Genomic DNA, 18,632 nt, shown 5'->3' on the forward strand with positions numbered 1-18,632 from the left:
GGTCAGGTTCTCGGGCTTGCGATCTGACGGCCAATTTCCTCGTAGCTGGAGTTCAGCACTGTGCGCTGGATATCCGGGCTAGCCAGCATCCGCGCTACGACCAGCGCGCCAATACATTGCGACAGAATCGCCCACGCCAGGCTGTCGCTTTGCAGAATACCCGCCCAACTTTCCTGAAGCCGACAAATCCAGTGCTCTGCCTGTTGACGGACAGTCAGGTCGGAACGGGCAATTTCCGCCCCCAATGCCGGCAATGCACAACCGGTTTCCGGATTCTCGACGTGAGACATACTCAGGTACTGCTTCAAGCAGCGTTCCAGCTTGTCACGGTCCTTTCCCTCCCCCAGTCGCGTCAGGCTTTGCCCCAACTCACGCTCGACAATGCTGGCGAACAACTCGTCTTTCGACGAGAAATGGCTATAGAAGGCGCCGCCACTCAAGCCAATCGCTTTCATCAGGCCGTCCACGCCCACCGTTGAAAATCCGGACTTCTTGGCCGATACCGCACTGCTTTCCAGCAGCCTTTGCCTGGTTTCCAGCTTGTGACTGGCCGAATAACGCATTGCCTTTCTCCCTAGCTTGCTCGCCTTGACGTCTGTCGAATCATAGCATAACGTTCGTTTAGTTAACGAACGTTTACCAAAAGGGATCTACCCATGAATAACAAGAAGGTCGTTCTTATCGTCGGTGCAGGTGATGCCACGGGTGGCGCCATTGCCAAGCGTTTTGCCCGGGAAGGTTTTGTCACCTGCGTTACCCGCCGCAGTGCGGACAAGCTCCAGCCATTGGTGGATGCCATAAAGGCCGATGGTGGCGAGGCCCACGGTTTCGCCTGCGACGCCCGCAAGGAAGACGACGTGGTCGCACTGGTCGAGCAGATAGAAAGCGAGATCGGCCCTATCGAGGCATTCGTGTTCAACATCGGCGCGAACGTGCCGTGCAGCATTCTCGAAGAAACCGCCCGCAAGTATTTCAAGATCTGGGAAATGGCCTGTTTTTCCGGCTTTCTCAATGCGCGTGAAGTGGCCAAACGCATGGCCAAGCGCCAGCGGGGCACGATCCTGTTCACCGGCGCCACTGCAGGCCTGCGTGGCGCAGCCGGCTTCGCCGCATTTGCCGGTGCCAAGCACGGCATTCGCGCGCTGGCGCAAAGCATGGCCCGAGAGCTCGGCCCCATGAACATTCACGTTGCCCATGTCGTCGTCGACGGTGCCATCGATACCGACTTCATCCGCGACAGCTTCCCCGAGAAATACGCGACCAAGGATCAGGACGGCATCCTTAACCCCGAACACATTGCCGAGAATTACTGGTACCTGCACAGCCAGCCCCGCGACGCCTGGACTTTCGAACTGGACCTGCGCCCCTGGAGCGAACGCTGGTAATTCCCCCCACACACAACAACAAGACGAGCGCCTTGAACATGAGCAAAACCGTGGAGTTCTACTTCGACCTCGGCAGCCCCGCCACCTATCTGGCCTACACCCAGCTACCGAAGATCTGCGCGCAAACCGACACCCGGTTGATCTACATTCCGCTCTTGTTGGGCGGAGTGTTCAAAGCCACCGGTAACGCCTCTCCGGCGACTGTCCCGGCCAAAGGCCGCTACATGTTTGAGGATCTGGACCGCTACGCCAAACGCTATGGCGTGCCTCTGAAATTCAATCCCCACTTCCCGATCAACACCTTGATGCTCATGCGCGCCGTAACAGGCATGCAGTTGCGCCACCCTGAACGCTTTGCAGCTTTCATCGATTGCCTGTTCAAGGCCATATGGGTCGAGGGTCGCAGCCTGGATGAACCGGCAACCGTCGCGGCAGTGCTCAGCGAAAACGCTTTCGATCCGCAAGAGGTGCTGGCCCTGACCGCCGATGAAGAAGTAAAAGCCCTGCTCAAGGACAACACCGAAAAAGCCGTACAGCGAGGCGTATTCGGAGCCCCAAGCATGTTTGTCGACAATCAGTTGTACTTCGGCCAGGATCGGCTGGACTTCGTGCTCGAAGCCTTGAGCTGAATCTCGACCACCAACCGCCCTTCGCCGCCCTATGGCTCAGGCGCTGGATAAAGCGCCTGAGCTGCACATAACCAATAGCAGCACCCGATCAGATAGCCGCCGTGCGGGTATTGAGCCACTCCAGCGCGGCACCTTCGACCAACGGACTCAGGCGCTCGCGCACTTCGGCGTGGTAGGCGTTAAACCACTGCTTTTCCTCGTCCGACAGCAGCGAGGTTTCCAGGCAGCGCGTATCGATCGGGCACAGGGTGAGCGTTTCGAACTTGAGGAACTCGCCGAATTCGCTTTTGCCTGCCTCACGGTTCATCGCCAGGTTCTCGATACGCACACCCCAACGACCCGGACGATAGGTACCCGGTTCAATGGACGTGATCATGCCGGGTTGCATCGCGGTTTGCGGGGCAGGCGCGGCCTGATAAGCAATGACTTGCGGACCTTCGTGGACGTTCAGGAAGTAACCGACGCCATGACCGGTGCCGTGACCGTAGTCGACACTTTCCGCCCAGATGGGCGCACGGGCGATGGCATCGAGCAGCGGCGACAGAATGCCTTTCGGGAACTGCGCGCGGGACAAGGCAATCACCCCCTTGAGCACGCGGGTGCAATCGCGTTTTTGCTCATCGGTCGGTGTGCCCACCGCAACCATGCGCGTGATGTCGGTGGTGCCGCCCAGGTACTGGCCGCCGGAGTCGATCAGCAGCAGGCCGTCCCCTTCGATCACCGCGTGTTCTTCTTCGGTGGCATGGTAATGCGGCATCGCGCCATTGGCGTTGAACGCGGCAATGGTGTTGAAACTCAGAGACACATAATCCGGACGACGTTCACGGGCCGCGGTGAGTTTTTCGTCGATGGTCAGTTCGGTGATGCGCTCGCGCCCCAGCGCCGAATCCAGCCAGGCAAAGAATTCGCACAGTGCTGCGCCGTCCTGTTCCATGGCCTGACGGATGTGTTCGGCATCGGCCAGGCTTTTTTGCGATTTGGCCAGGGTGGTCGGGTTCAGGCCTTCGATCAGGTTCACCCCGCTGTCGAGGTTGTCCAGCAACCCCGCCGTGACCCGCGCCGGATCGACTTGCAGGCTCGCGCCGCTCGGTACGGCACGCAATGCAGTAGCGACTTCGCTGTAATCGCGCAAGGTCACCCCGTCCCGTTCGAGGATGGCGCGCAGTTCGGCGCTGACTTTGCTCAAGGCGACAAACAGCGTGGCCTGTTGCTGATTGATCAAGGCGAAAGAAACAAACACCGGGTTGAACGAAACGTCGCCGCCACGCAGGTTGAACAGCCAGGCGATATCATCCAGGGTGGCGATGAAATGCCAGTCGGCACCCCGCGCCTGCAGGGTTTCACGCAGTTTGGCGAGTTTTTCGCCACGGCTGACGGTCGCCTGTGGTGGCAAGTGCTGATAGATCGGTTCGTTCGGCAGGCCTGGGCGGTCGCTCCAGACGCCGCTCAGCAGGTCGATGTCGGTGCGCAGGCGAGCGCCACGCTCTTCCAGTTTACCGCCCAGGGTCCGTGCCGAAGCCACGGCCATGACCGCGCCATCGACCGCGACAACGCCACCCTCGGGGGTTTGCTCGGCCAGCCATTCCAGTGGTCCGGGTTGACCCGGTTGCAGCTTGACCAGATCAATGCCGCTGCCGTTGAGCTCCTTGGTCGCCTGCTCCCAATAACGGCTGTCGGCCCAGACGCCGGCAAAATCCGGGGTCACGATCAGGGTGCCGACCGAACCATGGAAACCCGACAACCACTGGCGCCCCTGCCAGTAACCCGGCAGGTATTCGGACAGGTGCGGGTCGGCCGACGGCACCAGCAAGGCGTGAATGCCCTCCCGGCTCATCAGTTCGCGGGTTTGCGCCAGGCGCTGGGGCACCGATCCATTGATCGAAAGCTGCGTATTCATCGTGTCTCCTGCTAACCACTTCATCATTATTGTTGAGTGCCGATCAATGTCAGCGCTTCGTCGCCCTATTGCCAGAATGCCGGAGCACTGGCGCAGGCTGCCTTGATCAGTTGAACCGCCTGGTCGATGTCCTGCTCGGTGGTGAAACGCCCGAGGCTCAAGCGGATGGTGCGACCGGCCGAGCGGGCATCGTGCCCCAGGGCCAGCAGTACATGGGATGGGGTATTGCTCGCGGAATTGCAGGCCGAGGTCGCGGAAAACGCGATCGAGGCCAGCAACGCCGCCGGGTTGAACTCGCCTTCGTCGAAGGTCAGGCTCAGGGTATGGGGAATGCGCCGGGTCGGGCTGCCGTTGAGACGCACGCCGGGAACGCTCTGCAATTGCTCGAGCAAGCGCTCACGCAAACGCACGATGGTGGCTTTCTCTTCATCGAACGCAGCCGCCGCCAGTGCAAAGGCCGCGCCCATGGCCGCGATCTGATGGGTCGCCAGTGTGCCGGAGCGCAAACCGCCCTCATGCCCGCCGCCATGGATCTGCGCCTGCAAACGCTGTTGTGCACGCGGACCGACGTACAACGCGCCGATGCCCTTGGGGCCGTAGAGCTTGTGCGCGGAAAACGACATCAGGTCCACCGGCCACAGTGCGAGGTCGATCGCCACTTTGCCCGCGCCCTGTGCGGCGTCGACATGGAACAACGCCCCGCGATCACGCACGACCTGACCGATGGCGGGAATGTCGTTGAGGGTACCCAGTTCGTTGTTGACCAGCATCAGCGACACCAGGAAGGTGTCTTCGCGCATGGCTTCGCTGACCGCCTGCGCGGTGATCAGGCCCTCGGCGTCCGGCACCTGGTAGGTCACCGCGATACCGGCATCCTCCAGTTGCCTGGCGGTATCGAGAATGGCCTTGTGTTCGATCTGGCTGGTGATGATATGGCCCCCGCCAATGCGGCGGGCCTGGGCCACGCCTTTGAGCGCGAGGTTGTTGGATTCGGTGGCGCCTGAGGTCCAGACGATCTGCCCGGGCGTCGCGCCGACCAGCTCGGCGACCTGACGTCGCGCCTGTTCGACCGATTGCCGGGCCTGCTGGCCGAAAACGTGGGAACTGGAGGCAGGGTTGCCGAAATTGCCGGTAAAGCCCAGGCACTCGACCATCACCTTGATGACCCGCTCATCCACCGGCGTGGTGGCGGCGTAATCGAAATACAACGGACGTTTATTCATAAAAGACTCGCAGAGCGTGTTCCGGGATCAGGAAGCTCGTGACTGCAAACGGCAAAGCGCAGCCTTGTGAGCTGCGCGCGGTTTTCAGAACGTTACCAATACCTGATCGGATGCCGTTAAAGAAGAATTACTTCATTTAAAAGTGCGTAGGAACGCTCCTGAAAAGTCAGCTTAACAGGCATCGGGCAACCGGTTGAAGCAATGCGTCAGCTAAAGCTTTCGAGTATCAGCGGATACAGCGAACCCACAAGCAGCGCGGCCATGCCCCAATTGAACAGGCGCAGCCAGCGGCGATCCTTCAGAACATTGCGCAACAGCGTGCCGCAAGCGGCCCAGACACCCACGCTCGGCAGGTTGATGATCGCAAAGACGGCCGCGATCACGATCACATTCGTGAAGTACCCCTGCATCGGCGTGTAAGTGCTGATAGCGCCGATGGCCATGATCCAGGCCTTGGGATTGACCCACTGGAACGCGGCGGCCCCCAGATAGCTGATCGGTTTCGCCTCGCCCTGCTGGCTTTCCGACATTGGCCCGGAATGGGCGATTTTCCACGCCAGATACAGCAAATACGCCGCCCCCACATAACGCAGCACGGTGTAGAGCAAAGGGTAGGTCTGGAACACCGCGCCAAGGCCAAAGCCGACCGCCACCACCAGTATGAAGAAGCCACAAGTGATGCCGAGCATGTGCGGAATCGTGCGGTTGAAGCCGAAGTTCACCCCGGAGGCCAGCAACATGGTGTTGTTCGGGCCGGGCGTGATCGAGGTGACGAGGGCAAACAGGGCGAAGCCCAGCAGCAGGTCGAGTGAGAGCGTCATGGGTGGCAGTCCGTCAGGGTCGGTCAGGTGTTGACCCTATCGCACACCTTCGGCGAAACCCATGGACAGTTACGCGAAACTTGGAGCAGTACAGTTTCGCCTCAGCTCGGACGACCGTGAAGCTGTACAGATCGCCCGACGTTCATTTCACCCTGGTTGTCGAAACCGAACGACTTTTGCGGCTGACCGAGCAGCTCGGCTTTTTTCGCGTGGTACTCGTCGAAGGACAATCCGCGGCGGTTCAGCGCTTCCAGCGCCAGTTCCTTGCTTTCTTCAGCCGTGTAAGGCCGAAGCTCAGGGGAAACATGGCTGGCACATCCGGCGAGTACGGAGACGGCGAGCATCAGCAAAGTGGCGATCATCGGTTTCATTTCTGGCGTCCTGGCAACTGGGTTCGAGGCAATGAACACAGGCTACCCGCGCCTCCCGGGCAGCAGAAATCAACGCTTTCAATAGTGGCTATCAAGAAATGGCGATCATTGCCCTTGTCAGCGCCAGTCCACCAGGCTGCAGTGCAATGCATTGTCGTGGCTGCGCTCCAGGCTGTGCAGGACCTGGAACGAGCCGAAGGTCACGGCCTTCGCCTGATGGGCGCGGATCAACTGCCAGAAATCCTCTTCGCCGTTTTCAAACGACCGGAACGCAGCCTCCCCGGCTTCGCGGGTTTGCCATTGCAGATAATTGAGTACCCGCCGGCCATCATCGCTGGCCTGGATGCTGGCACTGAGAAAGCCGCGGTGCTGCCGGGCCAGATGTTCGGTCTGTGCCGACAATGCCAATACCAGCGCGGATTGTTGATGCGGCTCGATCTGGAATTCGATCAGTTGGGTAAAGCTGCGATTGTTCTCTGAGGCTTGCATGAAATGTCCCCCACTCACATGTAAGTCGAATCTTGCGATCCAAAGGTGTGCAGGGTAAAACCTCAAGTTAACTAGAGCTCAAGAGGCAATTTTTAAATGATCACCCCGGAAAACCTGCACAAGGAACTTACCGTCGGCCAAGTCGCGGCGCGCAGCGGTGTGGCGGTCACGGCGCTGCACTTCTATGAGTCCAGGGGGCTGATCAAGAGCAACCGCAATCAAGGCAACCAGCGCCGTTATCCCAGGGAAGTGCTGCGACGGGTGGCCTTAATCAAGGTTGCCCAGCGCCTGGGAATTCCTTTGGCGGAAATCGGCGAAGCCCTCAAGTCACTGCCCGACAACCGGGCGCCCACGGCGGCGGACTGGAAAATGCTGTCGGCGCAATGGAGTCGGGAACTGGATGAGCGCATCAACCAACTGACCCTGCTGCGCGATCGCCTCAACGGCTGTATCGGGTGTGGTTGCCTGTCGATGGAGGCTTGTCCATTGCGCAACGCAGGCGATGTGCTGGGAGAGCGCGGGCCGGGAGCGCACTGGTTGGAGCCAACTTGATGGCACTTGAATGGCGCTGCTGCTCGTCGGGCACTCGGTGAGGCGAAAGAGGCTGGCCTATATTTATTCGGTCGTACAACGGCACAGGTACTTTCCATTCACAAAACAACAACAGGGAGTTCCATCATGAGCGTCAAACCCATTCCAGAGGGGTATCACAGCGTCACCCCCTATCTGGGCATCAACAAAGCCGCCGAAGCCATCGCCTTCTACAAAAAAGCCTTCGGCGCCATTGAAATCATGCGCCTGGACATGCCCGATGGCGGTGTCGGCCACGCGGAACTGCGCATTGGCGATTGCCCGATCATGCTGGGCACACCATGCGATCAAGGACCGCTGAGCAACCCGGACAATTCGCCGTCCGTGGGTCTGCATTTGTACGTGACGGATGTCGACAAGTCCTACAAACAGGCGATCGATGCCGGCGCAACCGTTGTATCGGAGGTCAAGGATCAGTTTTACGGCGACCGTTCAGGGACCTTGAAGGATCCCTACGGGCACCTGTGGTTCCTGGCCACGCACAAGGAAGACCTGACCCAGGAACAGATCGAGCAACGGGCCAAGGAGATGTTTGCCCAAGGTTGAAATCCCTGGTGATGGAGCGGGCCTCTTCGCGAGCAGGCTCGCTCCCACAAGGGTCCCGACTTCAGCACCACCGCCGACATGCCAATCACTTGCGCAAGCAAGCCCGCCCGCGACCTGTCGACAATGAGAAACATTTTCTTTCATTTCCCCTTTCGGGATTTCCCCTGCTCATCCGTCCTACTTAGATGCAGTCCTTTCGCGTAGGCAAAAGCCACGACCGGACCTTCTGGGCGCTCATCCCTGCGAAGCCCGCAGCCGAGCTGCCTCTCATCCAGGCAAGACCTCCAACATGTCAAAGAAGTCCCGTTCAAAAATCTGGTTCCTGGTCCATAGCTGGCTGGCATTGCCGATCTGGTTTTTCGTGCTGATCGTCTGTGTAACCGGAACCCTGGCCGTCATCAGTCAGGAGATCGTCTGGCTGACCAACCCGCCAATGCGCGCCAGCCAGCCCTCGGACGACGCCCCGCTACTCAGTTATCAGCAGGTCATCGAGGCCATCAACAAGGCCGAACCGCAGACCGTGGTGCAGAGCATCAGCCGCCCCGACGAGTCGCATTTCGCCCTGGATGTCGAAGTCAGCTACCCCGACGGGCGCTCGGTAGTGATTTATGTCAATCCGTACAGCGGCGTGATCCAGGGTGTCGCGCCGGAGTTCAACTTCCGCGCCTTCACCCGGGCGCTGCACGGCTGGTGGCTGGTGCCGTTCACCAACGGTTACAGCTGGGGCTGGTACCTGGTGTCGTTTCTCGGCTTGCCGCTACTGGCGTCGCTGGTCACGGGGCTGGTGGTCTACAAACGCTTCTGGAAAGGCTTTTTTCGGCCAACCCTGCGTATTCGCCACGGCGCGCGGATTTTCTGGGGCGACTTTCACCGTTTGAGCGGCATCTGGTCGATCTGGTTCATCGCGGTGATTTCCATCACCGGCACCTGGTTCCTGATCCAGGCATTGCTGTTCGATAACCAGATTTCCATTTCCACGGAAAAGATCATCCCGGCGATGTCCCGCGAAGCGGTGCCGCTGTCAGCCGATGGCTCGCCCCCGCCGCGTATCGACCTTGATCGCGCGATTGAAATCGCCACGCAGAAAATCTCCGGGCTGGAGGCCAGCTTTGTCAGCTTGCCGGGCAATGCCTACAGCCACCTGGATGTCGGCGGACGCGGTTGGTATCCGTTGATGTTCCAGACCGCCACGATCAACCCGTACAACGGCGAAATCGCCGCCTCGCGCCTGATCTCGGACCGTTCGACCCTGGAGTTCGTCACCGAATCCATGCGCCCGCTGCACACCGGCGATTTCGGCGGCCTGTGGATCAAGCTGATCTGGGCGTTCTTCGGCCTGTTGCTGAGCATGATGGTGCTCAGCGGTCTGCTGATCTGGACCAAACGCACGGCACTGGCCACGGCCAATGCCTTCAAGCGCAGCAACAAAAAACAGCGTGGCACCGCGGCGCAACCGGTCACGAACAACGAACCCTCGGAGGCCCACCTGTGAGCAAAGTCATTGCGGCCTCGCAACCCTCGCGCCTGCACGTGTTCTGGCACAAATGGCGCTTTCATCTGAACGTCCTGTTACTGCTGATTCCCCTGGGTTTCATGCCCAAGTACTTCGCCGACGAGGCATTGATGCGCGGCGACAGTGGCCTTGGCGAACGGGAGGTCGGCGAAGTCCGGGTCGGTCCCTGGAGCCTGCGCCTGGCGGAATTGCGCAACGCCGCGCCCATGCTCGACGGCCCGGCCGGTTACATGAAAGGTTTCAACGCCGCGTTGTGCGAGGCCTGTATCGGCCAGGTCAAGGCCACTTACCTGCGTATCGGCAAGCCCCGCAGCCTGCGCGCCGCCGGGGTGATTTTCTTCGGCACCCCGTACCGCATGGGCGCCTCGCTGCCCGTCCCGGAAAAGACCACGGCCGACGCCGAACTGTGGATCACCATGGAAGGCTGGGACGGCGCCATGCATCAGGCATCCATTCCTTTGAGCCAGGCCTCCCCCGCCACCATCGCCTGGCTGAACAAACAAGGAGGCAAACCATGATCACCCCTCTTCGCCCGCTCAACGCCGTGTTGCTGGTGCTCTGCGCCGGCTTCAGCGCCGCAGCCCTAGCCCACAATCCGATGTGCGAATGCAAGGCCATCGACGCGGAGCAGATCAAGTGCACCGGCGGTTTTTCCGACGGCAGCGGCGCTCCTGGCGTGACCCTCGATGTGATCGGCTACGACGAAACCATCCTGGTGCCGGGCAAGCTCGGGCCTGATTCGACCCTGACCTTCAAGAAGCCCGGCGCCGAGTTCTATGTGCTGTTCGATGCCGGCCCCGGTCACGTCGTGGAAATCGACCAGGCGGACATCGAGGCACCATGAGCACTCCAACGACCCAAGTCGTGCGCCCGGCCGGGGCCGGTCACGAAACCCTCTATGTTCTGCTGCTGTGCCTGACGATCCTGGCGGTGGCCGGCTCGGTGGTGCTCTGGCGCGGTGAATCCCATGAGGTGAGCAGCGTCAGCAGCCATCAACTGGATGCACGCCGTGGCCTCAGTGCATCCGAGCAAGGTATCTACGCCGATTTGCGGGTGACGCTGGACGAGATCCATTTGCTGCGCCAGGAACAGCAAGCGCTGCCGACACCCGAGTTGCTGGCCGAGGAAGGTTTTGCCCCGTTTGCCCGGGACGCCAGCTCCGTCAGCCGGGGTGGCCATGCCTGGCAAATGCTCGACGCCAAGGCCTATTTCGGCCAGAGCCAGAAGCCGACGGTCGCCGGTTCGTTTCTGCTGCGCCTGAGCGCAACCGCCGACGCTGCACCGGACATCTGGCTCAACCGCACCAGCACGCTCACGGCACCGGCCGACCTCAGCGACGTCGCGCTCGAAAGCGCCGGCTGGCAGCAGGTCATCGCGCAATTCGATGCCGGTGTGACCCGCCAGCACCGGCACTGAACCCTCGCCTTTTTCCGAGAGAAGACCGCTTTCCCATGCCCAATTCATCTCAATGTTCTTTTTTGCGCCTGCTGCTGGTCGGCTTGCTCGCCTGCCTGCTGCCATCCCTGGCCAGCGCCGACGAAGCCAAGCGCCTGCGCATCGGCATCACCCTGCATCCCTACTACAGCTACGTGGCGAACATCGTCGGCGACAAGGCCGAGGTGGTGCCGCTGATTCCAGCCGGTTTCAACCCGCATGCCTACGAGCCTCGCGCCCAAGACATCAAGCGCATCAGCGGGCTGGACGTGATTGTGCTCAACGGTGTCGGCCATGACGACTTCGCCGACCGCATGATCGCCGCCAGCGAAACGCCGAACGTGCCGGTAATCGAAGCCAACGAGAACGTACCGCTACTGGCCGCCACCGGCGTGGCCGCACGCGGTGCCGGCAAGGTGGTGAACCCGCACACCTTCCTGTCGATCAGCGCCTCGATTGCCCAGGTCAACAACATTGCCCGGGAGCTAGGCAAGTTCGATCCCGCCAATGCCAAAACCTACACCGAGAACGCCCGCGCCTACGGCAAGCGCCTGCGCAAGATGCGCGCCGACGCCCTGGCCAAACTGACCCAGGCACCGAACGCGGAACTGCCGGTGGCCACGGTACACGCGGCCTACGACTATCTGCTGCGCGAATTCGGCCTCGAAGTGACGGCCGTGGTCGAGCCGGCCCACGGTATCGAGCCAAGCCCGAGCCAGCTGAAAAAAACCATCGATCAACTGCGTGAACTGGACGTGAAGGTGATCTTCTCGGAGATGGACTTTCCTTCCACTTACGTCGACACCATCCAGCGCGAATCCGGCGTGAAGCTGTATCCGCTGTCGCATATTTCCTACGGCGAATACACCGCCGACAAGTACGAAAAGGAAATGACCGGCAACCTCGACACCGTGGTGCGGGCGATTCAGGAGTCCGGCCAATGACATCGAAAGAAACCATCCTGGCCGATGCAGAATCCCCACAGGTTTTGGGGCCGACGCTGGATTTTGCCGACGTCAGCCTGACCCTCGGGCGCACCACCATCCTCGACAACGTAACCTTTCAGGTCCCCCCCGGCAGCGTGCACGCGTTGGTCGGCCCCAATGGCGGCGGCAAGAGTTCGCTGATCAAGACCCTGCTCGGGCAAATGCCTCACCAGGGCCGCTTGAGCCTGCATTGGCCAGGCGAGCCGGGGACCATCGGATATGTGCCACAGGCACTGGAGTTCGACCGGGGCTTGCCAATGACCGTCGACGATTTCATGGCCGCCATGTGCCAGCGTCGCCCGGCCTTTCTCGGCTTGAGCAAACACTACGCGACGGCGATTGGCGAGGCGCTGGAGCGGGTCGGCATGCAGGACAAACGCAAGCGCCGCATGGGCGCGCTGTCCGGCGGCGAACGGCAACGGGTGTTGCTGGCCCAGGGGCTGATTCCGCCTCCGCAATTGCTGGTGCTCGACGAACCGATGTCGGCCCTCGATGAGGCCGGTATCCGGGTGTTCGAACGCTTGCTCGGCGACTGGCGAGCGGCGGGCATCACCGTACTGTGGATCGAGCACGACCTGGAAGCGGTCGGGCGCCTGGCCGATCACGTCACCGGGCTCAATCGCCGGGTGCTGTTCGACGCCACGCCGCAACAGGCGCTGACACCGGAGCGTCTGTTGAACCTGTTCTCGACCCACCCACGGAGCCTTGCCTGATGAGTTACGAAGCTTTTCGCCTGATGGTCCAGGGCTGGGCGTCGTCGGGTTATCTGCCCGAGGCGCTGGCCTATGGATTCGTGGTCAACGCCCTGCTCGCCGGTCTGTTGATCGGCCCGGTACTGGGAGGCCTGGGCACGTTGGTGGTGGTCAAGCGCTTCGCGTTTTTCTCCGAGGCGGTCGGTCACGCCGCCCTGACCGGCGTGGCCATCGGCATCCTGCTCGGCGAACCCTACACCGGCCCCTACAGCAGCCTGTTCGGCTACTGCCTGCTGTTCGGCATCCTGCTCAATTACCTGCGCAACCGCACCGGTCTGGCCCCGGACACTCTGATCGGCGTGTTTCTCTCGGTGTCGCTCGCCTTGGGCGCGAGCCTGCTGCTGATTCTGGCGGGCAAGATCAACGTGCACATTCTGGAAAACGTGCTGTTCGGCTCGGTGCTGACGGTCAATGGCAATGACCTGCTGGTGCTGGCCATCGTCGGTTCGCTGGTCATGGCCCTGGCCTTGCCTTTGTACAACCGCATCATGCTCGCCAGTTTCAACCCGCAGTTGGCGGCGGTGCGCGGGGTGGCGGTGAAAACCCTGGATTATCTGTTCGTGATTCTGGTGACGCTGATCACCGTTGCCGCCGTGAAGGTCATCGGCGCGATTCTGGTGGGTGCCCTGCTGGTGATTCCGGCCGCCGCGGCACGCCTGCTCAGCCAATCGCTGAAGGGCTTTTTCTGGTGTTCGGTGCTGATCGCCACGGTCAGCACACTGTGCGGGATTCTTGCACCGATTGTCTTCGACCTGCCGATCCCGTCCGGCGCCGCGATCATCCTCGTGGCCGGTATCGCCTTCGCCCTGGCCGCCATCGCGCGCGGCGTCGTCCCCAGCCTGAAAGGGAACCTTGGATAAATGATTTTTTCACTGCGCCAACTGACCCTCGCCATCGCCCTGTGCGGGCTGGCGACAACGACCATGGCCGCCGACAACGGCAAACCGCTGCGTGTGCTGGCCTCCTTGCCGATTACTTATGGTCTCGGTGAGGTCTTGCTCAAGGGCACCGATGTCAGCCTCGAACGCGCGGCCCCGACCAACCTGCCCGGCAGCCGCCAGACCGCCTACTTCACCGGTCGTGGCGCCCCGTCGCTGGCCAAACTGGCAAGCGACGCCGATGCGGTGATCGGCCTGCGCTCACTGTGGCCGGATGACCCGCTGTACCCGATCGCCCGGCGCAGCAATATCCGCATCGTCGAAGTCGATGCCGCTCGTCCCGTGGATGGCGCCCTGCCCGGCATAGCCGTACAGCCCGACAACAAGGTCGACGGGCTGAACAGTCAGCCGTGGTTCTCCAGCAATAACATGGGGCGCATGGCCGATGTGATGGCGGCGGACCTGGTGCGCCTGGCCCCCAAGGCCAAGCCGAAGATCGACGCCAACCTGGCAACGCTCAAACAGCGTTTGCTCAAGCTGAGCGCCGACAGCGAAGCGCGGTTGGCCAATGTGGACAACCTCAGTGTGATGAGTCTCAGCGATCACTTCGGCTACCTGATCGGCGGTCTCAATCTGGAATTGATCGGCCAGGACGCACGCGCCGATGCCGAGTGGACACCGGAGGCGCTGAAGCAGTTGGGCGCAACGCTCAAGGACAATGACGTGACGGTGGTGCTGCATCACCGGCAGCCGTCGGATGCGCTGAAAGCGGTGATTGCCGGGTCGGGTAGCCGATTGGTGGTGTTGAGTACCGATGCCGAGGATCCGGTGGCGGAACTGGAGGGGAATGTGGATTTGGTCATCAAGGGGCTTAGTGGCGTGTAACCTCGGTTGGACCGCGTTATCGTTCTTCGCGAGCAAGCCCGCTCCCACATTTGAAATGCGGTCCCCTGTGGGAGCGGGCTTGCTCGCGAAGGCGGCCTGATAGGCGACACAAGACTCCAGACCTGAAAAAGCCCGCTGACTGTCACCAGTCCAGCGGGCTTCTTTTTGCGTGACGGATCAGTGCGCCACAGCCGCCTGCTCGTCCATCTTCTGCCGCAGGCTCAATGGACGCATGTCGGTCCAGGTTTCTTCGATGTAGGCCAGGCATTCCTTTTTCAGCCCGCTTTTACCCACGGTGCGCCAGCCTTGTGGCACGGCTTTGTAGTCGGGCCAGATCGAGTATTGCTCTTCGTGGTTGACCACGACCTGAAAGAGGATGTCCTCGCGGTCGAATACTGACGTCATGCTGTCTCTCCATCGTTTTCGGGCGGGTTGCGTTGTGCACGCAACCGTTATGTAGAAGGAACGATCCGCAGGGCGGAAAATTTAAGGATTGGCCGTGGCGGCGGCCAGGGCTCGCCCGAAAATCTCGGCCACGCGATCGATTTGCGCAGCGGTAATCACCAGTGGCGGCAGGAAGCGCACCACCGCGCCGTGACGGCCACCGAGTTCCAGGATCAAGCCACGCTTGAGGCATTCGCGCTGCACCAGTGGTGCCAGACGGGCGAAAGCCGGTGGATGGCCTTGGGCATCCAGCGCGCCCGTCGGGTCCACCAGTTCGACGCCGAGCATCAAGCCACGTCCGCGAATGTCCCCCAGTTGCGGGAAGTCCCGCTGCAGGATGCGCAGGTGCTCGGCCAGACGCTCGCCCATCGCGGCGGCATGCTCGCAGACCTTGTGTTCGACCAGATAACGCATCACCGCGCAACCGGCGGCCATGGCCATCTGGTTGCCACGGAACGTCCCGGCATGGGCGCCCGGCAGCCAGGTGTCGAGCCAGTCGCGATAGACCACCACCGCCAGCGGCAGGCTGCCACCGATGGCCTTGGACATCACCACGACATCGGGAATGATCCCGGCATGCTCGAAGGCGAACATCTTGCCGGTGCGGGCGAAGCCACTCTGGATTTCGTCGACGATCAGCGCGACACCCGCCTGTTCAGTGATCCGCCGCACACCGCGCAACCAGTCCAGATCCGCCGGAATCACCCCGCCCTCGCCCTGCACCACTTCCACGATCACCGCCGCCGGCAATTGCACACCAGCCTCGGGATCATTGAGCAGGTTTTCCAGGTAACTCAGGTTGGCTTTGACCCCTTGCGCGCCGCCGAGCCCGAACGGGCAGCGGTAATCGTAAGGGTACGGCATGAACTGCACGCCGCTGCCAAGCAAGGCGCCCAAGGGCTTTTTCGGCCCCAGACTGCCCATCAGGCTCAACGCGCCCTGACTCATGCCGTGATAGCCACCCTGGAACGAGATCACGGTGCTGCGACCAGTGGCGGTACGCACCAGTTTCAGTGCCGCTTCCACGGCGTCGGTGCCGGTCGGGCCGCAAAACTGGATCTTCGCTTCAGCGGCCAGGGCAGGCGGCAGCAGCCCGAACAGATCCTGGACGAACCGGTCCTTGACCGGCGTGGTCAGGTCCAGGGTGTGCAGCGGCAGCTCATCGGCCAGCACTTGCTGGATGGCTTCGATCACCACCGGGTGGTTGTGCCCCAGGGCCAGGGTTCCGGCTCCGGCCAGGCAATCGATGAAGGTGCGGCCTTCGACATCTTCGACGTAGATGCCCTTGGCGCGCTTGAGTGCCAGGGGAATGCGTCGCGGATAGCTGCGGGCGTTGGATTCCTGCCGGCTCTGACGGGCGAGCAATGGCGATTCGTTGAATTGATAAAGCGTCTCGGCGGACGTCGCCGGCTGCTCTTCGATAAGGTTGGTAGCGACTGACATCTCTCGACCCCTCAATAAGGTTTTCCTGTTCTGGAAACGCATCAGCGCTTGAGGGATTTAGGCGGTAACACGGAAACCTTTACAGGAGCGAGCTCGCTCGCGATGGACTCAAGAACACCGCGTGCATTCAGAAAGCACACGTTATCGTTATCGACCATCGCGAGCAGAGCTCGCTCCTACAGGGGGGGTCAGACCGGTTGCAGCGGCATCGTCAGCTCAACCCGCAAGCCGTCCGGTCGGCTATCGAAATGCAGCGTGCAACCGCAACGCTGAACGATGGCCTGCACAATCGCCAGCCCCAGACCACAACCGGTGCTCTGACCGTTGCGCCAGAAGCGCTGGGTCAGGTGTTGCAGATCTTCTTCGGCAATCCCCGGCCCATGGTCGCGCACCACAAACTGCACACGATTGCCGGTGGTTTCCAGGCTCAACTCCACCGCTTTGTCGGCGGGGGTATGGCGCAGTGCGTTGTCGAGCAAGTTGCGCAGCGCGGCAATCGACAGCACGGCGGGCATTTGTACCGGCGCGGCGGAAACCTTGCCCGGCGCCTGAAACCTGATGCGCTGGCGATCGCCGCTTGCCGCGTCCTGGATCGCCAGTTTCGCCACTTGTTCGGCGTTGCACTGCACACCGTCGTCGAATGACAGGCTGCCCTCGACGCGCGCCAACAACAGTAATTGTTCGAGGGTCCGGTGCATGCGGTCGGCGCCCTCTTCGGCCCGGGCCAGGGACTGGTCCCGGGCGCTGCCTTGCGTCATCCGCGCCACTTGCAGGTGGGTCTTGATCGCGGTCAGCGGGCTGCGCAGTTCGTGGGCCGCGTCTCCGGTCAGGCGACGTTCGCGCTCAATGGTCTTGCCGATGCGCTGGAGCAACTGGTTCTGGGTTTCCAGCAAGGGTTGCAGCTCACTGGGCAGTGGCTGGATCTGCAAGGGTTCAAGGGAGTCGGCGCTGCGGCGCATCAAGGCATCGCGCATGCGGTTGAGCGGCGCCAGCCCCTGGCCGATGCCCAGCCAGAGCAAACACAGGCAACCGAGCAGCGCCACGCCCACCGGCACCGAAGCGGCCAGCAGGATCGACATGTTCAACGCCTCACGCTCGATCTGCCGGTCAGCGGTGGTGATGCGCAGATCGCCCCGGGCCAATGTGAAACTGCGCCACGGCGCGCCGTCGATCATCTGATCGTGAAACCCGAGTTTCTCGGCCTCCAGGGTCTGCTGCGGATCGGAGTGACTGCGGGCAAGGATTTCGCCGCGCAACGAGCTGACCTGGCACGCCATGCCACCCGGAATGTTCAGCTGTTCGGCACTGAAGTGGGTGCCCTCGCCCTTGCTCGGCACGGGCGGCAGTTGCTCCATCAGGCCGGCGACCATGCGTGCCGAGGCCACCAGGCGCTGGTCGAGGGAAAACATCATTTGATTGCGCAGATCGCTGAGCATCCAGGCCGCGGCCAGGGCCCAGATCAAGGCAAATGCGGCGCCGAGCGTCAGACTCAGGCGCAAACGCAGACTCATCACTTCGATTTTTCTCCGCCATCAGCCGGCCCCAGGCGATAGCCCAGGCCGCGCACGGTCTCGACAATGCCGTTGCCGAGCTTGCGCCGCAGGTGATGGATATGGACGTTAAGGGCGTTGCTTTCCAGTTCGTCGTTGAAACCGTAGACGCTGTCCTTGAGTTGCTCGGTGGACAACACACGGCCACGGTTATGCAGCAAGGCTTGCAGCAATGACTGTTCACGGCGCGACAGGTCCACCGGTTGCCCCGCGAGCGTGGTTTCGCGGCTGCTCGGGTCGTAGGTCAGGGCACCATGCTCGATCAGGTTGACGCTGCGCCCCGCCACTCGCCGCAACAGCGTGTGCAAGCGTGCAGCGAGTTCGCGCAAGTCGAACGGTTTGAGCAGATAGTCGTCGGCACCGGCTTGCAGGCCATCGACGCGATCAGTGACCGAGTCCCGGGCGGTGAGGATCAAAACCGGCAACTCCAGGCCTTGATGGCGCAACTGCTGCAGCAGCTTGAGGCCATCCTCGTCCGGCAACCCAAGGTCGAGCACCATCACGTCGAACTCCGCCACCTTGAGCATCGCCCGGGCGGCGGACGCCGTGGCGACGTGTTCCACGGTCAGGCCCTGGGCGGTCAGGCCGGCGACGATACCGCTGGCGATCAATTCATCGTCTTCGCAAACCAGTACGTGCATGGGAAGCCTCGTAGAAATAAAGCCTATTAAGCCGTTGACCGATTAAGTCGACATTATGCCGCAAGCGCCACCGCCACAAGGCCGGGGCGGTTAATCATCGGTTAATCGCCACCCGCCACTGTGCACCTCATTAGCACAGGACAAAGGCTTATCC

Annotated in this window: 22 protein-coding genes; 12 read left to right on the plus strand and 10 right to left on the minus strand. The window is 61.7% G+C overall.

Translation table 11 applies throughout. The features are described from left to right. Positions 1-2: 2 nt before the first annotated feature. Positions 3-563 carry a TetR/AcrR family transcriptional regulator gene (locus PspS34_RS19730; protein WP_090456989.1) on the minus strand — a complete coding sequence of 187 codons (561 nt, stop codon included), beginning with the start codon at positions 561-563 and terminating at the stop codon, positions 3-5. Positions 564-656: 93 nt separating this feature from the next. Between PspS34_RS19730 and PspS34_RS19735 the strand changes: the two genes are divergently transcribed. Together PspS34_RS19735 and PspS34_RS19740 are read left to right on the plus strand one after the other, a co-directional pair. Further along, positions 657-1,385, plus strand: a complete 729-nt coding sequence (locus tag PspS34_RS19735; RefSeq protein ID WP_057713885.1) for an SDR family oxidoreductase — start codon at positions 657-659, stop codon at positions 1,383-1,385. Between the two features lie 38 nt (positions 1,386-1,423). After that, positions 1,424-2,014: a 2-hydroxychromene-2-carboxylate isomerase gene (locus tag PspS34_RS19740; RefSeq protein ID WP_057713884.1), complete on the plus strand. Its 591-nt coding sequence runs from the start codon at positions 1,424-1,426 to the stop codon at positions 2,012-2,014. Positions 2,015-2,102: 88 nt separating this feature from the next. Here the strand turns inward: PspS34_RS19740 and PspS34_RS19745 are convergent, their stop codons facing one another. The 5 genes from PspS34_RS19745 to PspS34_RS19765 form a co-directional block, all read right to left on the minus strand. After that, complete coding sequence (locus tag PspS34_RS19745) at positions 2,103-3,911, minus strand: aminopeptidase P family protein (RefSeq protein WP_150812334.1); 1,809 nt, start codon at positions 3,909-3,911, stop codon at positions 2,103-2,105. 65 nt (positions 3,912-3,976) lie between these two features. Next, positions 3,977-5,134 (minus strand): aminotransferase class V-fold PLP-dependent enzyme, encoded by a 1,158-nt coding sequence (locus PspS34_RS19750; RefSeq protein WP_154947016.1) that lies wholly within the window; start codon positions 5,132-5,134, stop codon positions 3,977-3,979. A 206-nt stretch (positions 5,135-5,340) separates the two neighbouring features. Next, positions 5,341-5,955 carry a LysE family translocator gene (locus PspS34_RS19755; protein WP_090456994.1) on the minus strand — a complete coding sequence of 205 codons (615 nt, stop codon included), beginning with the start codon at positions 5,953-5,955 and terminating at the stop codon, positions 5,341-5,343. 101 nt (positions 5,956-6,056) lie between these two features. Beyond that, a complete protein-coding gene (locus PspS34_RS19760; RefSeq protein ID WP_057713880.1) occupies positions 6,057-6,326 on the minus strand; it encodes a hypothetical protein in 270 nt (89 codons plus the stop codon). A gap of 117 nt (positions 6,327-6,443) precedes the next feature. Beyond that, positions 6,444-6,815, minus strand: coding sequence for an antibiotic biosynthesis monooxygenase (locus PspS34_RS19765; RefSeq protein WP_154910787.1), 372 nt, complete (start codon positions 6,813-6,815; stop codon positions 6,444-6,446). 96 nt (positions 6,816-6,911) lie between these two features. Here PspS34_RS19765 and soxR point away from each other — a divergent pair, with 96 nt between their 5' ends. From soxR to PspS34_RS19815, 10 genes are all read left to right on the plus strand, one after another. Next, positions 6,912-7,367 carry a redox-sensitive transcriptional activator SoxR gene (gene soxR, locus PspS34_RS19770; protein WP_057713878.1) on the plus strand — a complete coding sequence of 152 codons (456 nt, stop codon included), beginning with the start codon at positions 6,912-6,914 and terminating at the stop codon, positions 7,365-7,367. A gap of 126 nt (positions 7,368-7,493) precedes the next feature. After that, positions 7,494-7,952 (plus strand): VOC family protein, encoded by a 459-nt coding sequence (locus tag PspS34_RS19775; protein WP_057713877.1) that lies wholly within the window; start codon positions 7,494-7,496, stop codon positions 7,950-7,952. Positions 7,953-8,241: 289 nt separating this feature from the next. Beyond that, the gene (locus tag PspS34_RS19780; RefSeq protein ID WP_154947017.1) at positions 8,242-9,444 is read left to right on the plus strand and encodes a PepSY domain-containing protein; all 1,203 of its coding nucleotides are present in this window, start codon (positions 8,242-8,244) and stop codon (positions 9,442-9,444) included. Beyond that, the gene (locus tag PspS34_RS19785; protein ID WP_154860210.1) at positions 9,441-9,983 is read left to right on the plus strand and encodes a thiamine pyrophosphate-binding protein; all 543 of its coding nucleotides are present in this window, start codon (positions 9,441-9,443) and stop codon (positions 9,981-9,983) included. The genes PspS34_RS19780 and PspS34_RS19785 overlap by 4 nt, the downstream gene beginning before the upstream one ends. Further along, a complete protein-coding gene (locus PspS34_RS19790; protein ID WP_057713874.1) occupies positions 9,980-10,309 on the plus strand; it encodes a hypothetical protein in 330 nt (109 codons plus the stop codon). The genes PspS34_RS19785 and PspS34_RS19790 overlap by 4 nt, the downstream gene beginning before the upstream one ends. After that, entirely contained in the window at positions 10,306-10,881 is a 576-nt protein-coding gene (locus PspS34_RS19795) for a DUF6162 family protein (protein WP_154947018.1), read from the plus strand. The genes PspS34_RS19790 and PspS34_RS19795 overlap by 4 nt, the downstream gene beginning before the upstream one ends. A 35-nt stretch (positions 10,882-10,916) precedes the next feature. Then, positions 10,917-11,843: a metal ABC transporter substrate-binding protein gene (locus PspS34_RS19800; protein ID WP_154947019.1), complete on the plus strand. Its 927-nt coding sequence runs from the start codon at positions 10,917-10,919 to the stop codon at positions 11,841-11,843. Beyond that, complete coding sequence (locus PspS34_RS19805; RefSeq protein ID WP_154947020.1) at positions 11,840-12,598, plus strand: metal ABC transporter ATP-binding protein; 759 nt, start codon at positions 11,840-11,842, stop codon at positions 12,596-12,598. Before PspS34_RS19800 ends, PspS34_RS19805 begins: the two co-directional genes overlap by 4 nt. Then, positions 12,598-13,497: a metal ABC transporter permease gene (locus PspS34_RS19810; protein ID WP_154947021.1), complete on the plus strand. Its 900-nt coding sequence runs from the start codon at positions 12,598-12,600 to the stop codon at positions 13,495-13,497. The genes PspS34_RS19805 and PspS34_RS19810 overlap by 1 nt, the downstream gene beginning before the upstream one ends. Continuing rightward, positions 13,498-14,400 carry a zinc ABC transporter substrate-binding protein gene (locus PspS34_RS19815; RefSeq protein ID WP_154947022.1) on the plus strand — a complete coding sequence of 301 codons (903 nt, stop codon included), beginning with the start codon at positions 13,498-13,500 and terminating at the stop codon, positions 14,398-14,400. Between the two features lie 177 nt (positions 14,401-14,577). On the opposite strand, the gene PspS34_RS19820 is transcribed toward PspS34_RS19815, so the two are convergent. The 4 genes from PspS34_RS19820 to PspS34_RS19835 form a co-directional block, all read right to left on the minus strand. Further along, positions 14,578-14,805, minus strand: a complete 228-nt coding sequence (locus PspS34_RS19820) for an MbtH family protein (RefSeq protein ID WP_057713869.1) — start codon at positions 14,803-14,805, stop codon at positions 14,578-14,580. 81 nt (positions 14,806-14,886) lie between these two features. Next, positions 14,887-16,287: an aspartate aminotransferase family protein gene (locus tag PspS34_RS19825; protein WP_057713868.1), complete on the minus strand. Its 1,401-nt coding sequence runs from the start codon at positions 16,285-16,287 to the stop codon at positions 14,887-14,889. A 188-nt stretch (positions 16,288-16,475) separates the two neighbouring features. Next, on the minus strand, positions 16,476-17,801 hold the full coding sequence (locus PspS34_RS19830) for an ATP-binding protein (RefSeq protein ID WP_150812323.1): 1,326 nt from the start codon (positions 17,799-17,801) through the stop codon (positions 16,476-16,478). Next, a complete protein-coding gene (locus tag PspS34_RS19835; protein WP_057713866.1) occupies positions 17,798-18,478 on the minus strand; it encodes a response regulator in 681 nt (226 codons plus the stop codon). The genes PspS34_RS19830 and PspS34_RS19835 overlap by 4 nt, the downstream gene beginning before the upstream one ends. Positions 18,479-18,632: the final 154 nt, after the last annotated feature.

Origin of the sequence: Pseudomonas sp. S34 (genome assembly GCF_009866745.1) — a bacterium.
Classification (GTDB): domain Bacteria; phylum Pseudomonadota; class Gammaproteobacteria; order Pseudomonadales; family Pseudomonadaceae; genus Aquipseudomonas; species Aquipseudomonas jessenii.